The organism is Bacillus hominis (assembly GCF_018332515.1).
GTDB classification, from domain to species: Bacteria; Bacillota; Bacilli; order Bacillales; family Bacillaceae_G; genus Bacillus_A; species Bacillus_A hominis.
In genome coordinates this window covers 1-18483 of sequence record NZ_BOQD01000026.1, presented here as the reverse complement: position 1 = coordinate 18483, position 18483 = coordinate 1, and the positions used below count along the sequence as shown (strand labels likewise).

Here is an 18483-nt window from a genome sequence, read left to right as displayed (position 1 = left end):
AATATATAATAATAAAATTTGCCAGACTTCGTTTAAGTTTGTATGCTTAAGCGGAGTCTTTTTTCTTTTCGTGAGGCACAAAAAAACAGGAGATTTACAATTGCGAAGAATCTCTGCAATTGCATCTAGATGTATTGTAATATAAAATAGTTGAACAGGAGTTTAATTTATTATGGAGGTGCTATGTCTAGTATGAATACGAATGAAAGAATTGTGCCCCTCCTACCATTAAGAGGCATTCTCGTATATCCAACGATGGTTCTGCATCTTGATGTAGGACGTGATAAATCGATACAAGCACTAGAGCAGGCGGCAATGGATGAAAATATCATCTTTTTAGCAATGCAAAAAGAAATGAATATCGACGATCCGAAAGAAGATGACATATATAGTGTAGGTACAGTGGCGAAAGTGAAGCAAATGTTAAAATTGCCGAACGGTACGCTTCGTGTCCTTGTAGAAGGTTTACATAGAGCAGAAGTAGTAGAGTTTATCGAAGAAGAAAATGTGGTACAAGTTTCTATTAGAACAGTAACTGAAGAAGTAGAAGATGATTTAGAAGAGAAGGCTCTTATGCGTACGTTACTGGAGCATTTCGAACAATATATTAAAGTTTCGAAAAAAGTTTCAAATGAAACATTTGCAACGGTAGCTGATATAGAAGAACCCGGAAGACTAGCTGATTTAATTGCTTCTCACTTACCGATTAAAACGAAGCAGAAACAAGAGATTTTAGAGATTGTATCTGTGAAAGAACGACTACATACACTTATTTCAATTATTCAAGATGAACAAGAGTTACTTAGCCTAGAAAAGAAAATTGGACAAAAAGTGAAACGTTCAATGGAGCGCACGCAAAAAGAATATTTCTTACGTGAGCAAATGAAGGCGATTCAAACTGAACTTGGTGATAAAGAAGGCAAGGGCGGGGAAGTTGAAGAACTTCGTGAGAAAATTGAACAGTCGGGAATGCCTGAAGAAACAATGAAGGCTGCACTGAAAGAATTAGATCGTTATGAAAAGTTACCTGTAAGTTCTGCTGAGAGTGGTGTCATTCGTAATTATATTGATTGGTTATTAGCTCTCCCATGGACAACAGCAACAGAGGATATGATTGACCTCGCTCATTCGGAAGAAATTTTAAATAAAGATCATTACGGTCTTGAAAAAGTGAAAGAGCGAGTACTTGAGTATTTAGCTGTACAGAAGTTAACGAATTCATTAAAAGGACCAATTCTTTGTCTAGTAGGACCTCCTGGGGTTGGGAAAACTTCGTTAGCACGTTCTATTGCAACATCGTTAAATCGTAATTTTGTACGTGTTTCTCTTGGTGGTGTGCGTGATGAATCTGAAATTCGTGGTCACCGTCGTACATATGTAGGTGCGATGCCAGGACGTATTATTCAAGGTATGAAAAAGGCGAAAACAGTTAATCCAGTCTTCTTATTAGATGAGATTGATAAAATGTCTAACGATTTCAGGGGAGACCCATCAGCGGCGTTACTTGAAGTGTTAGATCCGGAACAAAATCATAACTTCAGTGATCATTACATTGAAGAGCCATATGATTTATCGAAAGTTATGTTCGTTGCAACTGCTAATACACTTGCAAGTGTTCCAGGCCCATTGCTTGACCGTATGGAAATCATTTCGATTGCTGGTTATACAGAACTTGAAAAGGTGCACATTGCTCGTGAGCATTTATTGCCGAAACAATTAAAAGAGCACGGTTTGCGAAAAGGTAATTTGCAAGTGCGTGATGAAGCGCTTCTTGAAATTATTCGTTATTATACACGCGAGGCTGGTGTTCGTACGTTAGAGCGTCAAATTGCAAAAGTTTGTCGTAAAGCAGCAAAAATTATCGTTACAGCAGAACGCAAGCGCATTGTTGTAACAGATAAAAATATTGTTGATTTACTTGGTAAGCATATATTCCGTTATGGTCAAGCTGAAAAAACAGACCAAGTTGGTATGGCAACAGGTTTAGCTTACACAGCAGCGGGCGGCGATACACTTGCAATTGAAGTGTCTGTAGCGCCAGGAAAAGGGAAATTAATTTTAACAGGGAAACTTGGGGATGTTATGAAAGAATCCGCACAAGCAGCGTTTAGCTATATTCGTTCTCGTGCAGAAGAGCTGCAGATCGATCCGAATTTCCATGAGAAAAACGATATTCATATTCATGTTCCAGAAGGAGCAGTTCCAAAAGATGGACCGTCAGCAGGTATTACGATGGCAACGGCACTTATTTCTGCACTAACAGGTATTCCTGTAAGTAAAGAAGTAGGTATGACAGGTGAAATTACACTTCGTGGTCGTGTATTACCAATTGGTGGTTTAAAAGAAAAAACATTAAGTGCTCACCGCGCAGGCTTAACAAAAATTATTTTACCGGCGGAAAATGAGAAAGATTTAGATGATATTCCAGAGAGCGTAAAAGAAAACCTTACGTTTGTGCTTGCATCTCATTTAGACGAAGTATTGGAGCACGCATTAGTAGGAGTGAAACAATGAAAGTAACAAAAGCAGATATTGTAATTAGTGCCGTTAAACCGGAACAATATCCAGACAGTGATTTACCAGAAATTGCTTTGGCAGGTCGTTCTAATGTCGGGAAGTCTTCCTTTATTAATAAAATTTTAAATCGTAAAAAGTTAGTACGTATTTCTTCTAAACCAGGAAAAACGCAAACGCTGAACTTTTTCTTAATCAATGAAATGATGCATTTTGTTGACGTTCCAGGTTATGGATATGCGAAAGTATCTAAAACGGAGCGCGCGGCATGGGGCAAAATGATTGAAACATACTTTACAACACGTGAGCAATTAGACGCAGCTGTATTAGTAGTTGATTTACGTCACCAACCAACAAAAGATGACGTGATGATGTATGATTTCTTAAAGCATTATGAAATCCCAACAATTATTATTGCAACGAAAGCCGATAAAATTCCGAAAGGGAAATGGCAAAAGCATTTAAAAGTTGTAAAAGAAACGCTTGCTGTTGAAATTGGCGATGAAATCGTTCTATTCTCTTCTGAAACAGGACTTGGAAAAGAAGAAGCGTGGAAGGCAATTCATAAAATGACAAAAACAAAAAACGCGTGACGAATGTCGCGCGTTTTTTTATTTACTAAACTTTTAGCGTGCGTTTAATGTAACTTCAATATTTCCTCTTGTTGCTTTAGAGTAAGGACATACACCGTGAGCGGCTTCTACAAGTTCTTGTACTTCGGCATGAGAAACACCAGCAACATGTACGTCAAGTACAGCAGATAGTCCGAAACCACCATCTGTATCTTTACCGATAGAAACGTGTGCAGTCACTTCTGTACTTTCCACTTTCACACGTTTTGTACGAATTACAAGTTGCAATGCGCTATCAAAGCAAGCTGCATAACCAGCTGCAAATAATTGTTCTGGATTTGTTGCCTCTCCACCTGCGCCGCCTAGTGCTTTTGGCATTTTTACATCAAGATTTAATATGCCATCATCTGAAACTACCTTACCGTTTCTTCCACCTGTTGCTGTTACTGAAGCGGTATATAATTTATCCATGTTTACTCCCCTTTTCTATCATTAATTGTTTTCATTGTTTCAATTAGTTTATTTAATTGGATTAGTAAAGAACGATATTCTTGCTCTGTAATTCCTAAGTTGGTAGCCATTGTTTTTGGTAATGAACAAGCTTTTTCTTTTAAATCTTTACCTTGTTCCGTTAATTTAATACAAACTTTTCGCTCGTCTTCTTTTGAACGAATACGTTGTATAAGGTTTAAGGATTCCATGCGTTTTAACATAGGTGTTAACGTACCAGAGTCTAAAAATAGACGCTCTCCAATTTCTTTTACTGTTAGTCCGTCTTGTTCCCATAGTACGAGTAAAGTAATGTACTGGGGATACGTAATGCCCATTTCCTCTAAATAAGGTCGGTAAAAACGGGTAACCTCTCTAGAACAAGCATAAATAGAAAAACAAAGTTGGTTATCTAGATGCAAAGAATCTTCTCTCATGAATAACTCCTTTCTTTTTAGTTGTGCGCAATTTAATTTTGTAAAATCAATATAACGAAAAATAAATACAATGTCAAATACATTGCATTGAGAAAGTAGGTGCTATGTTTTGGAACAATCATACATATTTTCCTTCATGATGAAAGAAGATAGAGAAGATGATGTTATAATTAATATGGAATAGTTTCCATCACTTGATTATGAGGACTTTTTTTGGTAACGTACAAATAGAGTTGTTATTTTATAATCATTATAAAGTAGAAAGTTCTTTATTAATCTTACTGAAGCTCCTTTATTACATATGGAGAATAAATAAAAAATAATCAGTTGTTCACACGATTGTCAGATTCATAAGAGGAAAGTTGTATTATGATAGTAGATAAAGTGATAAAACGGGTGAAGGGGGACATGCTGCGTGCATATTCTTGTTGTTAGTGTAAATTATCGAACAGCCCCTGTAGAATTTCGTGAGAAACTCACATTTCAGGCAGCAGAGCTAGAGCAAGCAATGACCACATTACAAAATCAAAAGAGCGTGCTAGAAAATGTCATTGTATCAACTTGTAATCGCACTGAAATTTACGCTGTTGTCGATCAATTACACACGGGACGGTATTACATTAAGAAGTTTTTAGCTGATTGGTTTCAGCTTGAAATAGAAGAAGTCGCACCATACTTGTCTATTTTTGAACAAGATGGCGCAATAGATCATTTATTCCGCGTAACGTGCGGTTTAGATTCTATGGTTGTTGGAGAGACGCAAATTTTAGGTCAAATAAAAGATAGCTTTTTAGAAGCACAACAAGTAAAAGCGACAGGTACAATTTTTAATGAGTTGTTTAAGCAAGTGGTTACGTTAGCAAAACGTGCGCACTCAGAAACAACGATTGGTGAAAGTGCGATGTCTGTTAGTTATGCTGCTGTTGAGCTTGGAAAGAAAATATTTGGCGATTTAACAGATTGTCATGTACTTATTCTTGGTGCCGGTAAGATGGGTGAACTTGCACTGCAAAACTTATACGGAAGTGGAGCTCGTAAAGTAACAGTTATGAATAGGACGCTTACAAAAGCGGAAGTGATGGCTGAGAAATATATGGGACATGCAAAGCCTTTAAGTGAATTGCAATGTGCATTATTAGAAGCGGATATTTTAATTAGTTCAACGGGTGCATCAGAATATGTCATTACGAAAGAGATGATGACGAAAGTGGAGAGAATGCGCTCTGGTCGTCCGTTATTTATGGTTGATATTGCAGTACCGCGTGATATTGATCCTGCGATTGATGAATTAGAAGGCTCTTTCTTATATGATATCGACGATTTGCAAGGTGTAGTGGAAGCAAACCGTGCTGAACGTTTAAAAGAAGCAGAGAAAATTCAATTTATGATTGAAGAGGAAATGGTTTTATTTAAAACTTGGTTAAGTACGCTTGGTGTTGTACCGTTAATATCGGCTCTTCGTGATAAAGCGCTAGCAATTCAAAGTGATACGATGGAAAGCCTTGAGCGAAAAATACCAAACCTTAGTGATCGTGAGAAAAAAGTAATTAGTAAACATACGAAAAGTATTATTAATCAATTGTTAAAAGACCCAATTTTAGTAGCGAAGGAAATAGCTGCTGAAGAGGGGGCGACGGAAAAACTAGCTTTATTTGCGAAGATTTTTGATTTGGAAATGGAAGAAGTAGAGAGTCGTGCGGAAGAAGTAAAACATAAAAGAGCGTGGACACCATCCGTTCCATCTTTATAATTTGGAAGGATGATCGGATGAGTTTTTTTAATAACAGTATTATTTATCATATTGCAATTATTTTATATGCTTGTAGCATTAGTTTATATTTTATAGATTATTTCCAAAGTAACCGAAAGGCGAACCGATTTGCTTTTTGGTTACTTTCGATTGTATGGGTTCTGCAGTCTATTTTTATGTTGCTTAGGGCTACGGATTCAGAAACGAATCCTATTTTAACTTTATTATCAGGGATTTATTTTTATGTTTGGTTATTGATTACGATGTCATTAGTCATTAACCGATTTATGCGCATTGACTTTTTAGTCTTTTTTACAAATGTTGTAGCATTTGGCGTAAGCGCTTTTTCTATTTTTACACCGCTCGGAAAGATGTCGCCAGTACTTGCGGAGCAATTAGTTTCAGAGCTTGTATACGTGCATGTCGGTATGGCGATTATTTCTTATGCGACGTTTACTGTATCGTTTATTTTTTCTATTATGTATTTATTGCAATATCGGCTACTAAAAAAGAAAAAGTGGAATGCGAGATTAAGAAGATTAGGTAATTTGCCGAAGCTTGAATCTATGTCTTACGGATTAAATTTATTTTCTGTTCCGTTTTTCTTATTAGCAATTATATTAGGTTGCATATGGGGATATACAAAATTGGATAATTTCCATTGGTATGATACGAAAGTAATCGGGTCTTTTGTCGTTCTATTTGTATATTGTACGGGCTTGTATTTACGAGCGGCAGATGTGTTGCAAGGGAAGAAAATTGTGCTGTGGAATATCGGGGCATTTCTCGTAATACTAATTAACATTTTTCTATTAAGCAGTTTATCCAATTTCCACTTTTGGTATTTATAATGAGGAGAGAGAATTATGCGCAAAATTATTGTAGGTTCACGAAAGAGTAAACTAGCATTAACACAAACGAATTGGTTTATCGATCAGTTAAAAGCGCTCGGCTTACCATATGAATTTGAAGTGAAAGAAATCGTCACAAAAGGTGATGTTATTTTAGATGTTACTCTTTCAAAAGTAGGTGGAAAAGGTTTATTTGTAAAGGAAATTGAACACGCGTTACTTACGAAAGAAATTGATATGGCTGTACATAGTATGAAAGATATGCCAGCTGTACTTCCGGATGGATTAACGATTGGTTGTACACCAAAGCGTGTGGATCCTCGTGATGCGTTTATTTCTAAAAACGGAGAATCGTTTAAAGATTTAGCAGAAGGTGCGATTTTAGGAACGAGTAGTTTGAGACGTAGTGCACAACTACTAGCTGCGAGACCAGATTTACAAGTGAAATGGATTCGTGGGAATATCGATACACGCTTACGTAAGTTAAAAGATGAAGATTACGATGCGATTATTTTAGCGACAGCTGGATTACAGAGAATGGGCTGGGACGGGGAAGTTATTACAGAACATTTAGATGAAACGTTATGTGTACCAGCCGTAGGACAAGGTGCATTAGCGATTGAATGTCGTGAGGATGATAAGGATTTACTGGAATTGTTAGCACATATTAATGATGCAGTAACAGAAAGAACAGTGGCTGCTGAACGAGTATTTCTTCATAAACTTGAAGGTGGATGCCAAGTTCCAATCGCTGGATATGCAACTCTTAAAGAAAATGATGCAATCGAATTAACAGCTCTTGTCGGTTCTATGGACGGTTCTGTTTTATTGAAAGAGACAGTATTAGGTACTGATCCGGAGCAAGTTGGATTAGAGGCTGCGGACCGTTTAATTAAACAAGGAGCAAAAGAGCTCATTCTTGCTGCAAATAAGGAGCAACAATAAATATGGATGCTCTCGCTGGCAAAACAGTATTGATTACACGTGCCCAGCATCAAGCGAAACAAATGAGTGTAGCAGTGAAAGAAAGGAGCGGAATTCCATTGGAAATTCCGCTTTTGCGTATGGAGGGCACATCTCCGGAACAAATTCAATATAAAGCAGGACAACTGCATTTGTATGACTGGGTTATTTTTACGAGTAAAAATGGTGTAGCCTTTTTTCTAGATGGTTTGAGAAAGAAAATACCTTTAACTATTAAAATCGCTGCGGTAGGCGTGAAAACAAAATTAGAGTTAGAAAAAAGAGGCTATAAAGTTCATTTCGTTCCGACCTCATTTGTTGCAGAAGTATTTGCTGAAGAGTTTCTAAAAGAGTTAAGTGGAAACGAGCGTATTTTGTTTCCGAAAGGGAATTTAGCAAGAGATGTAATCCCAGTAAAGCTAAGAGAGTTTGGTGTTTTTTTAGATGAGCTAATCGTATATGGTACGAAAGCGAATGTAGAGAAAAAGCAAGAGCTTATAACAGCATTGAAATTAGGGAAAGTAAATATTATTACATTTACGAGCCCTTCAACTGTTGATAGTTTTGTTTATTTACTCGAGGGTACAAACTGGAGAGAATGGGCAAAAAAATGTACAATTGCTTGTATAGGACCGGTAACAGCAAAAGAGGCAAGGCGTTATTTCTCAAATATTATCGTACCGGAAGAATATACAATAGAATCGTTAATACAATGCATTTGTGAATCTACTTTACATGCATAATCAAAATAAAAGAATGGGGATAGAAATCTATGAATTCTTTACAATTTAATCGTCATCGTCGTCTAAGACAAAGTGGGGGCATGCGAGCACTTGTGCGTGAAACATTTTTACATACAGAAGATTTTATTTACCCTATTTTTGTATTAGAAGGAGAAAATACTCGTAATGAAGTTCCTTCTATGCCAGGCGTATATCAAATGTCTTTAGATTTATTGCAAGCTGAAATGCAAGAGATCGTTGATTTAGGTATTCGTTCTGTTATTGTATTTGGTTTACCTGCTGAAAAGGACGAAGTTGGATCATCGGCATATTGTGAGCATGGAATTGTACAGCGTGCAATTAAGCAAATTAAAGATGAGTTCTCAGAGCTAGTAGTAGTTGCAGATACATGTTTATGTCAATTCACAAGCCATGGTCATTGCGGTGTTATTGAAGATGGCGTTATTTTAAATGATGAGTCTCTTGCAGTTCTTGCAAAAACAGCTGTAAGTCAAGCGAAAGCAGGGGCAGACATTATTGCACCATCTAACATGATGGATGGATTCGTAACAGCAATTCGCCATGCATTAGATGAAAATGGTTTCGCGCACGTACCAGTTATGTCGTACGCTGTGAAATATTCATCAGCATTTTATGGACCATTCCGTGATGCTGCGCACGGTGCACCACAATTTGGAGACCGTAAAACATATCAAATGGACCCAGCAAACCGTATGGAAGCATTCCGTGAAGCAGAATCAGATGTAATGGAAGGGGCAGATTTCTTAATTGTAAAGCCAGCTCTTTCTTACTTAGATATCGTTCGTGATGTGAAAAATAACTTTAATTTACCAGTCGTTGCTTATAACGTAAGTGGTGAATATTCGATGATTAAAGCGGCAGCGCAAAATGGTTGGATTAATGAAAAAGAAGTTGTACTTGAAAAATTAATTAGCATGAAACGCGCAGGAGCTGACTTGATTATTACGTATCATGCAAAAGATGCAGCAAGATGGTTACGAGAAGGAGGCGCTAAATAATGAAAAAGTTTGATAAGTCGATTGCGGCGTTTGAAGAGGCGCAAAATTTAATGCCGGGCGGCGTAAACAGCCCTGTTCGTGCCTTTAAATCTGTCGGTATGAATCCATTGTTTATGGAGCGTGGAAAAGGCTCTAAAGTATATGATATCGATGGAAATGAATACATCGATTACGTATTATCGTGGGGACCTTTAATTCATGGTCATGCGAACGACCGTGTTGTTGAGGCTTTAAAAGCTGTTGCTGAAAAAGGAACAAGCTTCGGTGCACCAACAGAAATTGAAAATAAATTAGCGCAGCTTGTTATTGAGCGCGTACCATCAATTGAGATTGTACGTATGGTTAACTCTGGAACAGAAGCGACAATGAGTGCACTTCGTTTAGCACGAGGTTATACAGGACGTAACAAAATTTTGAAATTCATTGGTTGTTACCATGGTCATGGCGATTCGTTATTAATTAAAGCAGGTTCTGGTGTGGCGACGCTAGGTTTACCAGATAGCCCTGGTGTACCAGAAGGTGTAGCACAAAATACGATTACAGTAGCGTATAACGATTTAGAAAGTGTAAAATATGCTTTCGAACAATTCGGTGATGACATCGCTTGTATAATTGTAGAACCAGTGGCAGGGAATATGGGTGTTGTTCCTCCACAACCAGGGTTTTTAGAAGGACTTCGTGAAGTGACAGAGCAAAACGGTGCACTACTTATTTTTGATGAAGTAATGACAGGATTCCGTGTTGCTTATAATTGTGGACAAGGTTACTACGGCGTAACTCCTGACTTAACTTGTTTAGGTAAAGTAATCGGTGGTGGCTTGCCGGTAGGAGCATACGGTGGTAAGGCAGAGATTATGCGTCAAGTTGCACCAAGCGGACCGATTTACCAAGCTGGAACATTATCGGGTAATCCACTTGCAATGACAGCAGGTTATGAAACGTTAGTGCAGTTAACGCCAGAATCATATGTGGAATTTGAGCGTAAAGCAGAAATGTTAGAGGCTGGACTACGTAAGGCAGCTGAAAAGCATAATATCCCGCATCACATTAATCGTGCAGGTTCTATGATTGGTATTTTCTTTACAGATGAGCAGGTTATTAATTATGATGCAGCAAAATCTTCAAACTTAGAATTCTTTGCAGCTTACTATCGTGAAATGGTAGAACAAGGTGTATTTTTACCACCTTCTCAATTTGAAGGCTTATTCTTATCAACAGCACATAGTGATACAGATATTGAGGCGACAATTGCGGCGGCTGAAATTGCAATGTCAAAATTAAAAGCATAATTTCTTAGAGAAAATCGCTTTCCATTAGGGGAGCGATTTTTTTTATTCATAAAGTAGCCTTAGGGAACATAAATCTGTAATGACATATAGTTTGGGAGGGGGAAAAGAAGTGGCAACAGATCATTCGTTACGATTTTCGTTAAAAGAATCTGTTTGGTTCCAAAAGGGACAGGAAGTCGAAGAACTTTTGTCAATTTCGTTAGATCCAGACGTTGAGATAGAGGAGCTCGATCATGAAGTTATCGTGAGAGGGCAATTAGATTTAACGGGAGAGTACGTTGCAAGGCAAGATGATTCAGCTTATTCATTAAGAGAGCTATCACCAGCAAAGGCAATTGATTATGTAGAAACAAGGGAAGACGGGGTTAATGAACTTGTCCATTCCTTTCCGCTCGAAATATCAATTCCAAGAAATCGAGTGAAAGTAATTGAAGAATTATATGTATCAATCGAGGAGTTTGATTATGAATTAAAGGAAAATGGTTGCTTACAATTGTTAGCGGATCTATCTATTACAGGTTTATGTGACGAGGAAAGAACCGAGGATGAAGAGGAAGAAACGGCATATGCCGAGTTAGAGGATGTTTCAGCTGAAGAGGATGAGAATAGACCTGCGCCGCATGAAGAAGTACCAGCCTATAAAGAATCAGATGGATGGGAAGATTATGCATTTGAACCGTTTCAGCTAGAAGAAAGAAAAGAGCAAGAAATAGAAGAAGAGGAATTAGAAGAACATGAATTTGCGGGGCGTGAAGAGGAGAAAGAAACGACGCCACAATTTGAATTGTTCGGGCGAAAAAATTTCAAGAAAGAAAAAGCGAAAAAGCAGGAAGAGCCAGAGGAAGAGGCATATTCACAGCGAGATGAAAATGCACTTTATTTAACGAAATTATTTACGAAAGAACCAGAAGAAGAATTTACGAAGTTAAGAATGTACTTCGTACAAGAAGGAGATACAATTGAAGCTGTTGCAGAACGTTATGAAACGACTGTACAAAACTTATATCGTGTAAATCAATCAGAAGATATATATTTAACTACAGGGCAAATTATATATATTCCTGTTTCAAAAGCAAAGGCGAAATAAGTGAGTGAGTTTTTTCACTCACCGCTTTTCTTTTCCTAGAAGCTATGTTTTGAATAAGAAAGGGTTATTCGTATGGATATTGAATTACGAAATCGCTATGAACCCATTGTGAAGCAATATAGATTGGACACTCAGCATATGGAAGAGCACGGAAGTGTAATGAAAATTTATACGAATCAAGGTCCGTATGCGTTAAAGAAAATACAAGATAGAAAATTAGAGCGGAATAATTTTTTGCACCATATTCAATATTTGAAGGAGAAAGGTTTTTCGAATTATGTACCCATCTATCATGCGACGGACGGGAATTATGTTTTAAGTGATGGGACGTATAGTTATTATTTAATGCCTTGGTTAGAACGTGCGGAAGGAAATGGCGAAGATAATGATCAATACCATAAGATGTTTCAAACGCTCGGGACGTTGCATCAAAAAACGGTGAAAGAGGAGACGTATACAGAAGAAGATTTAGAAAAACATTATACGAATATATCCGACCGTTGGGAAAATGATGGTGAGATGTTAGAAGAGTTTCTTGTAGAATCTGAAGCGAAGTGGTATATGTCTCCGTTTGAATTACAATATTGTACGTATTATCACCATGTTATGAGAGCGCGTGAGTTCGCAACGAAGCAATTAAGTGAATGGCATGATGCAATGAAAGAAAAGGAAACAACACGTACTACTTTCGTTCATGGGAATGTATCGCTTAATCACTTTTTATTTGATTATGAACGAAACGGTTATTTTATTAGTTTAGAAAAGTCTCAGTTTGCTACACCGGTACAGGATATCGTCAGCTTTTATTCAAGGTCTTTAAACACATATCCAATTGCACGGAGTGATCGCTTTGAATGGTATCAAATGTATCAAAAAAATTTCCCGTTTACGAAAGAGGAGCAGCTTCTTATGTTTGCGTATATGACGTACCCGTCGCATTTTATTCGGCAAATTCAGTCGTATACGAAAAGAAGAAAGAGTCGTAATGAGGAAAATGAGCTCCGCGGGGTGAAAAGCCTGCAACAATCGCATTGGCTCGTTAGCAATACAGAATATTTCCTTACGCAATTACAAGCTGCCCAGCAAGGGAACGGATAAAGTGAAACTTTAATCAGTGGGGGTCTTACTGCCCGGCAAATAGCGGGATAAAGAAGATAAGTAGGGAGAACCCTGCTTATCTTTTTTTATTAGTTCCATAAAGAGATAAAAGCCGTAGTTTCAAATTTATCTTGACGAATAAGGTTTCGTTTTTTACACTATTGTATATAATAATTAACAATCATATAAATGCATTGAAGGGGAAGAGTATGACATGAAACGTCTTCAGAGAGGAGAATCATTAGCTGGGAGATTCTCTAGATAGTTATGTTAGAAGGTAGCCCTGGAGCATCTTTTCTGAACGGAATAGTTCTCATTAGGAAAAGACGGATTTGTCCGTTATCAAATTAAGAGTATAAGCAAATTCTGAATTTGTTTGTAAATAAAGGTGGTACCGCGATGTCCCTCGTCCTTTTTTGGATGAGGGGCATTTTTTATTTTAAGGAGGGAAAATAATGTCAAACACGGAAAAGAATTTACCAACTAAATATGATCATATGTCCGTTGAAGAAGGCCTTTACCAATGGTGGCTTGAAGGCAAATATTTCGAAGCAACAGGAGACGAGAAGAAACAACCGTATACAATTGTAATTCCACCTCCGAACGTAACTGGTAAGTTACACTTAGGTCATGCTTGGGATACGACGCTTCAAGATATTTTAACTCGTACAAAGCGTATGCAAGGTTACGATGTATTATGGCTTCCAGGAATGGACCATGCTGGTATCGCAACGCAAGCGAAAGTAGAAGGAAAACTTCGTGAAGAAGGTATTTCACGTTACGATCTTGGCCGTGAGAAATTCCTTGAAAAAGCTTGGGAATGGAAAGAAGAATACGCTTCTCACATTCGTCAACAATGGGGGAAAGTTGGTTTAGGACTAGACTATTCTCGTGAACGCTTCACATTAGACGAAGGTTTATCTAACGCTGTTAATAAAGTATTCGTTCAATTATATGAAAAAGGCTTAATTTACCGTGGTGAGTATATCATCAACTGGGATCCAGCAACACGCACAGCTCTTTCTGATATTGAAGTAATTCATAAAGAAGTTCAAGGTGCATTTTACCATATGAACTATCCGTTAACAGACGGTTCTGGTCACATTCGCCTTGCAACTACGCGTCCAGAAACAATGCTTGGTGATACAGCGGTAGCAGTTCATCCAGAAGATGATCGCTACAAACATTTAATCGGAAAAACAGTTACACTTCCAATCGTAGGTCGAGAGATTCCGATTATTGCTGATGAATACGTAGAAAAAGACTTCGGAACAGGCGTTGTAAAAATTACACCAGCTCATGACCCGAATGACTTTGAAGTAGGTAACCGTCATGACTTACCACGTATTTTAGTAATGAACGAAGATGGAACGATGAACGAAAAAGCTGGTAAGTATAACGGTATGGATCGTTTCGAATGTCGTAAAGAGTTAGTGAAAGACTTACAAGAAGCTGGCGTATTAGTAGAAATCGAGCCTCATATGCACTCAGTAGGTCATAGCGAGCGTAGCGGTGCAGTTGTTGAGCCTTACTTATCAACACAATGGTTCGTAAAAATGGCTCCACTTGCAGAAAAAGCGGTAGAACTTCAACAAAAAGAAGAAGAAAAAGTAACGTTCGTACCAGATCGTTTTGAAAACACATACTTACGTTGGATGGAAAACATTCATGACTGGTGTATTTCTCGTCAATTATGGTGGGGACACCGTATTCCGGCTTGGTACCATAAAGAAACTGGTGAAGTATACGTAGGCACGGAAGCGCCAGCGGATATTGAAAACTGGAATCAAGATAACGACGTACTTGATACGTGGTTTAGTTCAGCACTATGGCCGTTCTCAACACTTGGCTGGCCGAATGAAGAGGCAGCAGACTTTAAAAAGTTCTATTCAACAGATGCTTTAGTAACTGGTTATGACATTATCTTCTTCTGGGTATCTCGTATGATTTTCCAAGGTTTAGAGTTTACAGGAGAGCGTCCATTTAAAGATGTATTAATTCACGGTTTAGTTCGTGATGAGCAAGGACGTAAAATGAGTAAATCTCTTGGTAACGGTATTGATCCGATGGATGTTATCGAGAAGTACGGTGCAGATGCAATGCGTTACTTCTTATCAACAGGAAGTGCACCAGGCCAAGATTTACGTTTCAGCATGGAAAAAGTAGAATCTACTTGGAACTTCATTAATAAAATTTGGAACGCATCACGTTTCGTATTAATGAACATGGATGACATGAAGTATGAAGAAATCGATTTAACTGGTGAAAAATCAGTTGCAGATAAGTGGATTTTAACTCGCTTAAACGAAACAATCGAAAGTGTAACACGTAACATGGATAAATATGAGTTCGGTGAAGCTGGTCGTTCATTATACAACTTCATTTGGGATGATTTCTGTGACTGGTACATTGAGATGGCGAAACTGCCACTATACGGTGAAGATGAAGCAGCTAAGAAAACAACTCGTTCTATTTTAGCTTACGTATTAGACCAAACAATGCGTCTATTACACCCATTCATGCCATTTGTAACAGAGAAAATTTGGCAGCATTTACCTCATGAAGGCGAGTCTATTACAGTAGCGGCATGGCCAACAGTTCGTGAAGATTTACAAGATAAAGAAGCGGCAGCAGAAATGCACCTTCTAGTTGATATCATTCGTTCTGTTCGTAACATCCGTGCGGAAGTAAATACACCAATGAGCAAAAAAGTTCAAATGCAAATTAAAGCAAAAGACGAGACAGTACTAGCTCAGCTTACGAAAAACAGTTCTTACATTGAGCGTTTCTGTAACCCAAGTGAGCTAACAATTAAGATTGATTTACAAGCGCCAGAAAAAGCGATGACTGCAATCGTATCAGGTGCAGAGTTATTCTTACCATTAGCTGATCTTATCAATCTTGATGAAGAGAAAGCGCGTCTTGAAAAAGAACTTGAGAAGTTCGATAAAGAAGTAGAACGTGTACAGAAGAAACTTTCAAACCAAGGATTCGTAGCGAAAGCTCCTGCAGAAGTTATTGACGGAGAGCGTGCGAAAGAGCAAGATTATCTAGAAAAACGCGAAGCAGTTCGCCAACGTCTAGCAGATCTTGAGAAATAAAATATTTTTTAGAGACTCACTATATTGGTGAGTCTCTTTTCTTTGCGTATAATAGAATGATGAAGGTTTTTTGAAAGGGGAAAAGCATACGTGATACATACATACGAAGAAGCGATAGGATGGATTCATAGCCGATTGAAATTTGGGATAAAACCAGGGCTAGAAAGAATGCAATGGATGTTAGAAGAACTCGGAAATCCAGAGCGTCATATAAAATGTGTTCATCTTGCCGGCACAAATGGAAAAGGTTCAACTTTAACATATATGCGCTACATGCTAGAAGGCGCGAAATATAAAGTAGGAACGTTTACTTCTCCTTATATCGAAACATTTAATGAGCGTATTAGTGTAAACGGAACGCCAATTGCAGATGAAGAGATTACTGAACTTGTAAAGATGGTAAAGCCAATCGTTGAAAAATTAGATGAAACTGATCTAGGGGAAGCGACTGAGTTTGAAATTATTACTGTTATGGCAATTTGTTATTTCGGTAAAGTCAATTTCTGTGATGTTGTTTTATTTGAAACAGGACTTGGAGGACGTTTTGACTCTACGAATGTTATTCATCCTGTTCTTACAATTATTACGAATATTGGTCACGATCATATGCATATTTTAGGGGATACACTAGGAGAAATCGCATACGAAAAGGCAGGGATTATTAAGTCAGGTGTTCCGGTAGTTACTGGTGTGCAAGATGAGGGAGCGTTGCAAGTCATTCAAAAGGTTGCGAAGGAAAATAATGCAAACTTATACGAGATCGGCAAGCATTTTACAGCGTTACATAAACAGTCTAACGAAGATGGAGAACAGTTTGATTTTACTTGTCCTTTCGCCGCATTTGAAGATATGCAAATCACAATGAAAGGTATTCACCAAGTGGGAAATGCAGCATTAGCACTTATGGCAGTGATGTATCTGAAAACATATGTATCATTTTTAATTGAGGAAGAAGAAATAAGAACTGGGTTACATGAAGCATATTGGATTGGACGATTTGAAAAGTTGCAAAGTAATCCAGATATTATTATAGATGGTGCTCATAATCCAGAAGGTATTGAAAGTCTTGTGAAAACGGTGGAGGCACATTATAAAGATAAAAATGTAATAGTTTTATTTACTGCCCTTGGTGATAAACAATTGCATAACATGGTAGGTCAATTAGAAACTATTGCTGATGAAATTATTTTTACAACATTCGCCTTCGATCGTGCTATTTCTGCTGACAAACTTGCATCGTATTCACAGAAAGAATCAAAATTAGTTTTTGAAAATTGGAAAGAGGCAATTGATACAAAGGTTGAAATGATAGGAGAAAATGATGTCTTTATCATAACGGGTTCTCTTTATTTCATTTCTGAAGTTCGAAAATATATTCGCGAAAAAAACTAGATAGTCTTTGCTATCTAGTTTTTTGTTCTACAAATGAAGTCAAATGCATACATATAAGATAATTATATAGGATAATTTGGCGAATTCCTCTGACAAATATCTCGTTTTTTTGTGAAATGAATATGATATGATCCGGACAACGATAAGAGGTGAGGTGTGAGTGTATGGACAAGCAATCACGAACGATCTCAGTGAAAGTGAATGGAACAGAGGCGAAGTATGAGGAAAAGAAGAAAGATGAATTTGACTGGATGGTAGTAGAAAGTGAGAGACCGAAAAACGTCGTTCCGTTTCAAAAAGCGAAATCAGTGTCTCTGGAAAAATACCGAAAGAAGTGGAGTAATACAATAATTGCAATCGTTGCAACTGCGATTATTATTGGTACGGCGTTGGGAATGGGAATGCTTCATGTCACTGGACAAGGGACGACAGGGGGAAGCGAAGTAACAGCTTCGAAGCAGACTCCGAATGAAGAATCAAAGGTGGGTGGAACGGCAGAACAAACACCAGCACCAAAAGAGGAAAACAAAAAAGCGCAGGTAGGAACGTCATTAGATCCGATGAAATTCTTTTTTGTTCAAGGAGGGATTTATTCTTCTGAAGAAAAGGGACAGGCCGCTCTTGAAGAGTGGAAAGGTAATGGAGGAATTGCAGCTTTGAAACCGAGCGGTGATAAGTATGCATTAGTTGTTGGTATTACGAGCGATGAACAGGCTGTTAATCAATTAATAGATCAATATAAGCAAGATGGTGTTTCAGTTTTGAAAAAAAATTGGGATATTACGGATAAAGCATTGCTCAAAAATGATAAAGAAGTAGGAATGTTTTTAGTGAAAGTACAGCCATTATATACTCATTTAGCAAAGTATGTGTCCAGCGTACAAACTAGTGGGAAAAGTAATCCAAAAGATGTAGAGGCGATTGAAAAAGAGTGGAAAGCTATTGAAAAGGAAGGAAAGAGTATGAAGCGTGAAGATGCGAAGAAGCTTTATACGTATACGTCAGTAGCGGTGCAAACGATTAAGGAGGGAAAGAGTGATAAGGAATCTGTAGCTAAATTAAATCAAGTTATTGTTGATGGATTACTTTCGTACGAAAAAATGGTTTCACAAAAAGTAAAATAATAAGATAATAAGATGAAGGGGAAAGAAGTACATATACTTCTTTCTTTTCTTTTG

15 protein-coding genes and 1 other annotated feature are annotated in these 18483 nt (G+C 37.7%); of the genes, 13 read left to right on the top strand and 2 right to left on the bottom strand.

What is annotated here, in order from left to right; translation table 11 throughout:
* Nucleotides 1–183 precede the first annotated feature (183 nt).
* Together lon and ysxC are read left to right on the top strand one after the other, a co-directional pair.
* On the top strand, nt 184–2514 hold the full coding sequence (gene lon, locus KI356_RS03480; RefSeq protein WP_128280818.1) for an endopeptidase La: 2331 nt from the start codon (nt 184–186) through the stop codon (nt 2512–2514).
* Nucleotides 2511–3107, top strand: a complete 597-nt coding sequence (ysxC, locus tag KI356_RS03475; protein ID WP_000869121.1) for a ribosome biogenesis GTP-binding protein YsxC — start codon at nt 2511–2513, stop codon at nt 3105–3107. Before lon ends, ysxC begins: the two co-directional genes overlap by 4 nt.
* Before the next feature lie 33 nt (nt 3108–3140).
* Here the strand turns inward: ysxC and KI356_RS03470 are convergent, their stop codons facing one another.
* Entirely contained in the window at nt 3141–3557 is a 417-nt protein-coding gene (locus tag KI356_RS03470; protein ID WP_212934805.1) for an organic hydroperoxide resistance protein, read from the bottom strand.
* A gap of 2 nt (nt 3558–3559) precedes the next feature.
* On the bottom strand, nt 3560–4012 hold the full coding sequence (locus tag KI356_RS03465; protein ID WP_128280820.1) for a MarR family winged helix-turn-helix transcriptional regulator: 453 nt from the start codon (nt 4010–4012) through the stop codon (nt 3560–3562).
* Between the two features lie 415 nt (nt 4013–4427).
* On the opposite strand from KI356_RS03465, the gene hemA reads away from it, so the two are divergent.
* The 11 genes from hemA to KI356_RS03410 all read left to right on the top strand — a co-directional run bounded on the left by hemA (nt 4428) and on the right by KI356_RS03410 (nt 18429).
* A complete protein-coding gene (gene hemA / locus KI356_RS03460) occupies nt 4428–5762 on the top strand; it encodes a glutamyl-tRNA reductase (RefSeq protein WP_128280821.1) in 1335 nt (444 codons plus the stop codon).
* A 17-nt stretch (nt 5763–5779) separates the two neighbouring features.
* Nucleotides 5780–6613 carry a cytochrome c biogenesis protein gene (locus KI356_RS03455; protein WP_128280822.1) on the top strand — a complete coding sequence of 278 codons (834 nt, stop codon included), beginning with the start codon at nt 5780–5782 and terminating at the stop codon, nt 6611–6613.
* A 15-nt stretch (nt 6614–6628) separates the two neighbouring features.
* A complete protein-coding gene (hemC, locus tag KI356_RS03450; RefSeq protein ID WP_002122802.1) occupies nt 6629–7558 on the top strand; it encodes a hydroxymethylbilane synthase in 930 nt (309 codons plus the stop codon).
* A gap of 2 nt (nt 7559–7560) precedes the next feature.
* Entirely contained in the window at nt 7561–8319 is a 759-nt protein-coding gene (gene hemD / locus KI356_RS03445; RefSeq protein WP_212934804.1) for a uroporphyrinogen-III synthase, read from the top strand.
* 29 nt (nt 8320–8348) lie between these two features.
* Nucleotides 8349–9338 carry a porphobilinogen synthase gene (gene hemB / locus KI356_RS03440; protein ID WP_128280824.1) on the top strand — a complete coding sequence of 330 codons (990 nt, stop codon included), beginning with the start codon at nt 8349–8351 and terminating at the stop codon, nt 9336–9338.
* Nucleotides 9338–10627 (top strand): glutamate-1-semialdehyde 2,1-aminomutase, encoded by a 1290-nt coding sequence (hemL, locus tag KI356_RS03435; RefSeq protein WP_128280825.1) that lies wholly within the window; start codon nt 9338–9340, stop codon nt 10625–10627. The genes hemB and hemL overlap by 1 nt, the downstream gene beginning before the upstream one ends.
* 79 nt (nt 10628–10706) lie before the next feature.
* On the top strand, nt 10707–11714 hold the full coding sequence (spoVID, locus tag KI356_RS03430) for a stage VI sporulation protein D (RefSeq protein ID WP_205685962.1): 1008 nt from the start codon (nt 10707–10709) through the stop codon (nt 11712–11714).
* Between the two features lie 72 nt (nt 11715–11786).
* The gene (gene ysxE / locus KI356_RS03425; protein WP_128280827.1) at nt 11787–12812 is read left to right on the top strand and encodes a spore coat protein YsxE; all 1026 of its coding nucleotides are present in this window, start codon (nt 11787–11789) and stop codon (nt 12810–12812) included.
* 185 nt (nt 12813–12997) lie between these two features.
* Nucleotides 12998–13229 (top strand) — a binding site (T-box leader).
* A 38-nt stretch (nt 13230–13267) separates the two neighbouring features.
* Nucleotides 13268–15913, top strand: coding sequence for a valine--tRNA ligase (locus KI356_RS03420; protein WP_212934803.1), 2646 nt, complete (start codon nt 13268–13270; stop codon nt 15911–15913).
* A 90-nt stretch (nt 15914–16003) separates the two neighbouring features.
* A complete protein-coding gene (locus tag KI356_RS03415) occupies nt 16004–17305 on the top strand; it encodes a bifunctional folylpolyglutamate synthase/dihydrofolate synthase (RefSeq protein ID WP_212934802.1) in 1302 nt (433 codons plus the stop codon).
* Nucleotides 17306–17469: 164 nt separating this feature from the next.
* Nucleotides 17470–18429, top strand: a complete 960-nt coding sequence (locus KI356_RS03410; RefSeq protein WP_212934801.1) for a stage II sporulation protein B — start codon at nt 17470–17472, stop codon at nt 18427–18429.
* Nucleotides 18430–18483: the final 54 nt, after the last annotated feature.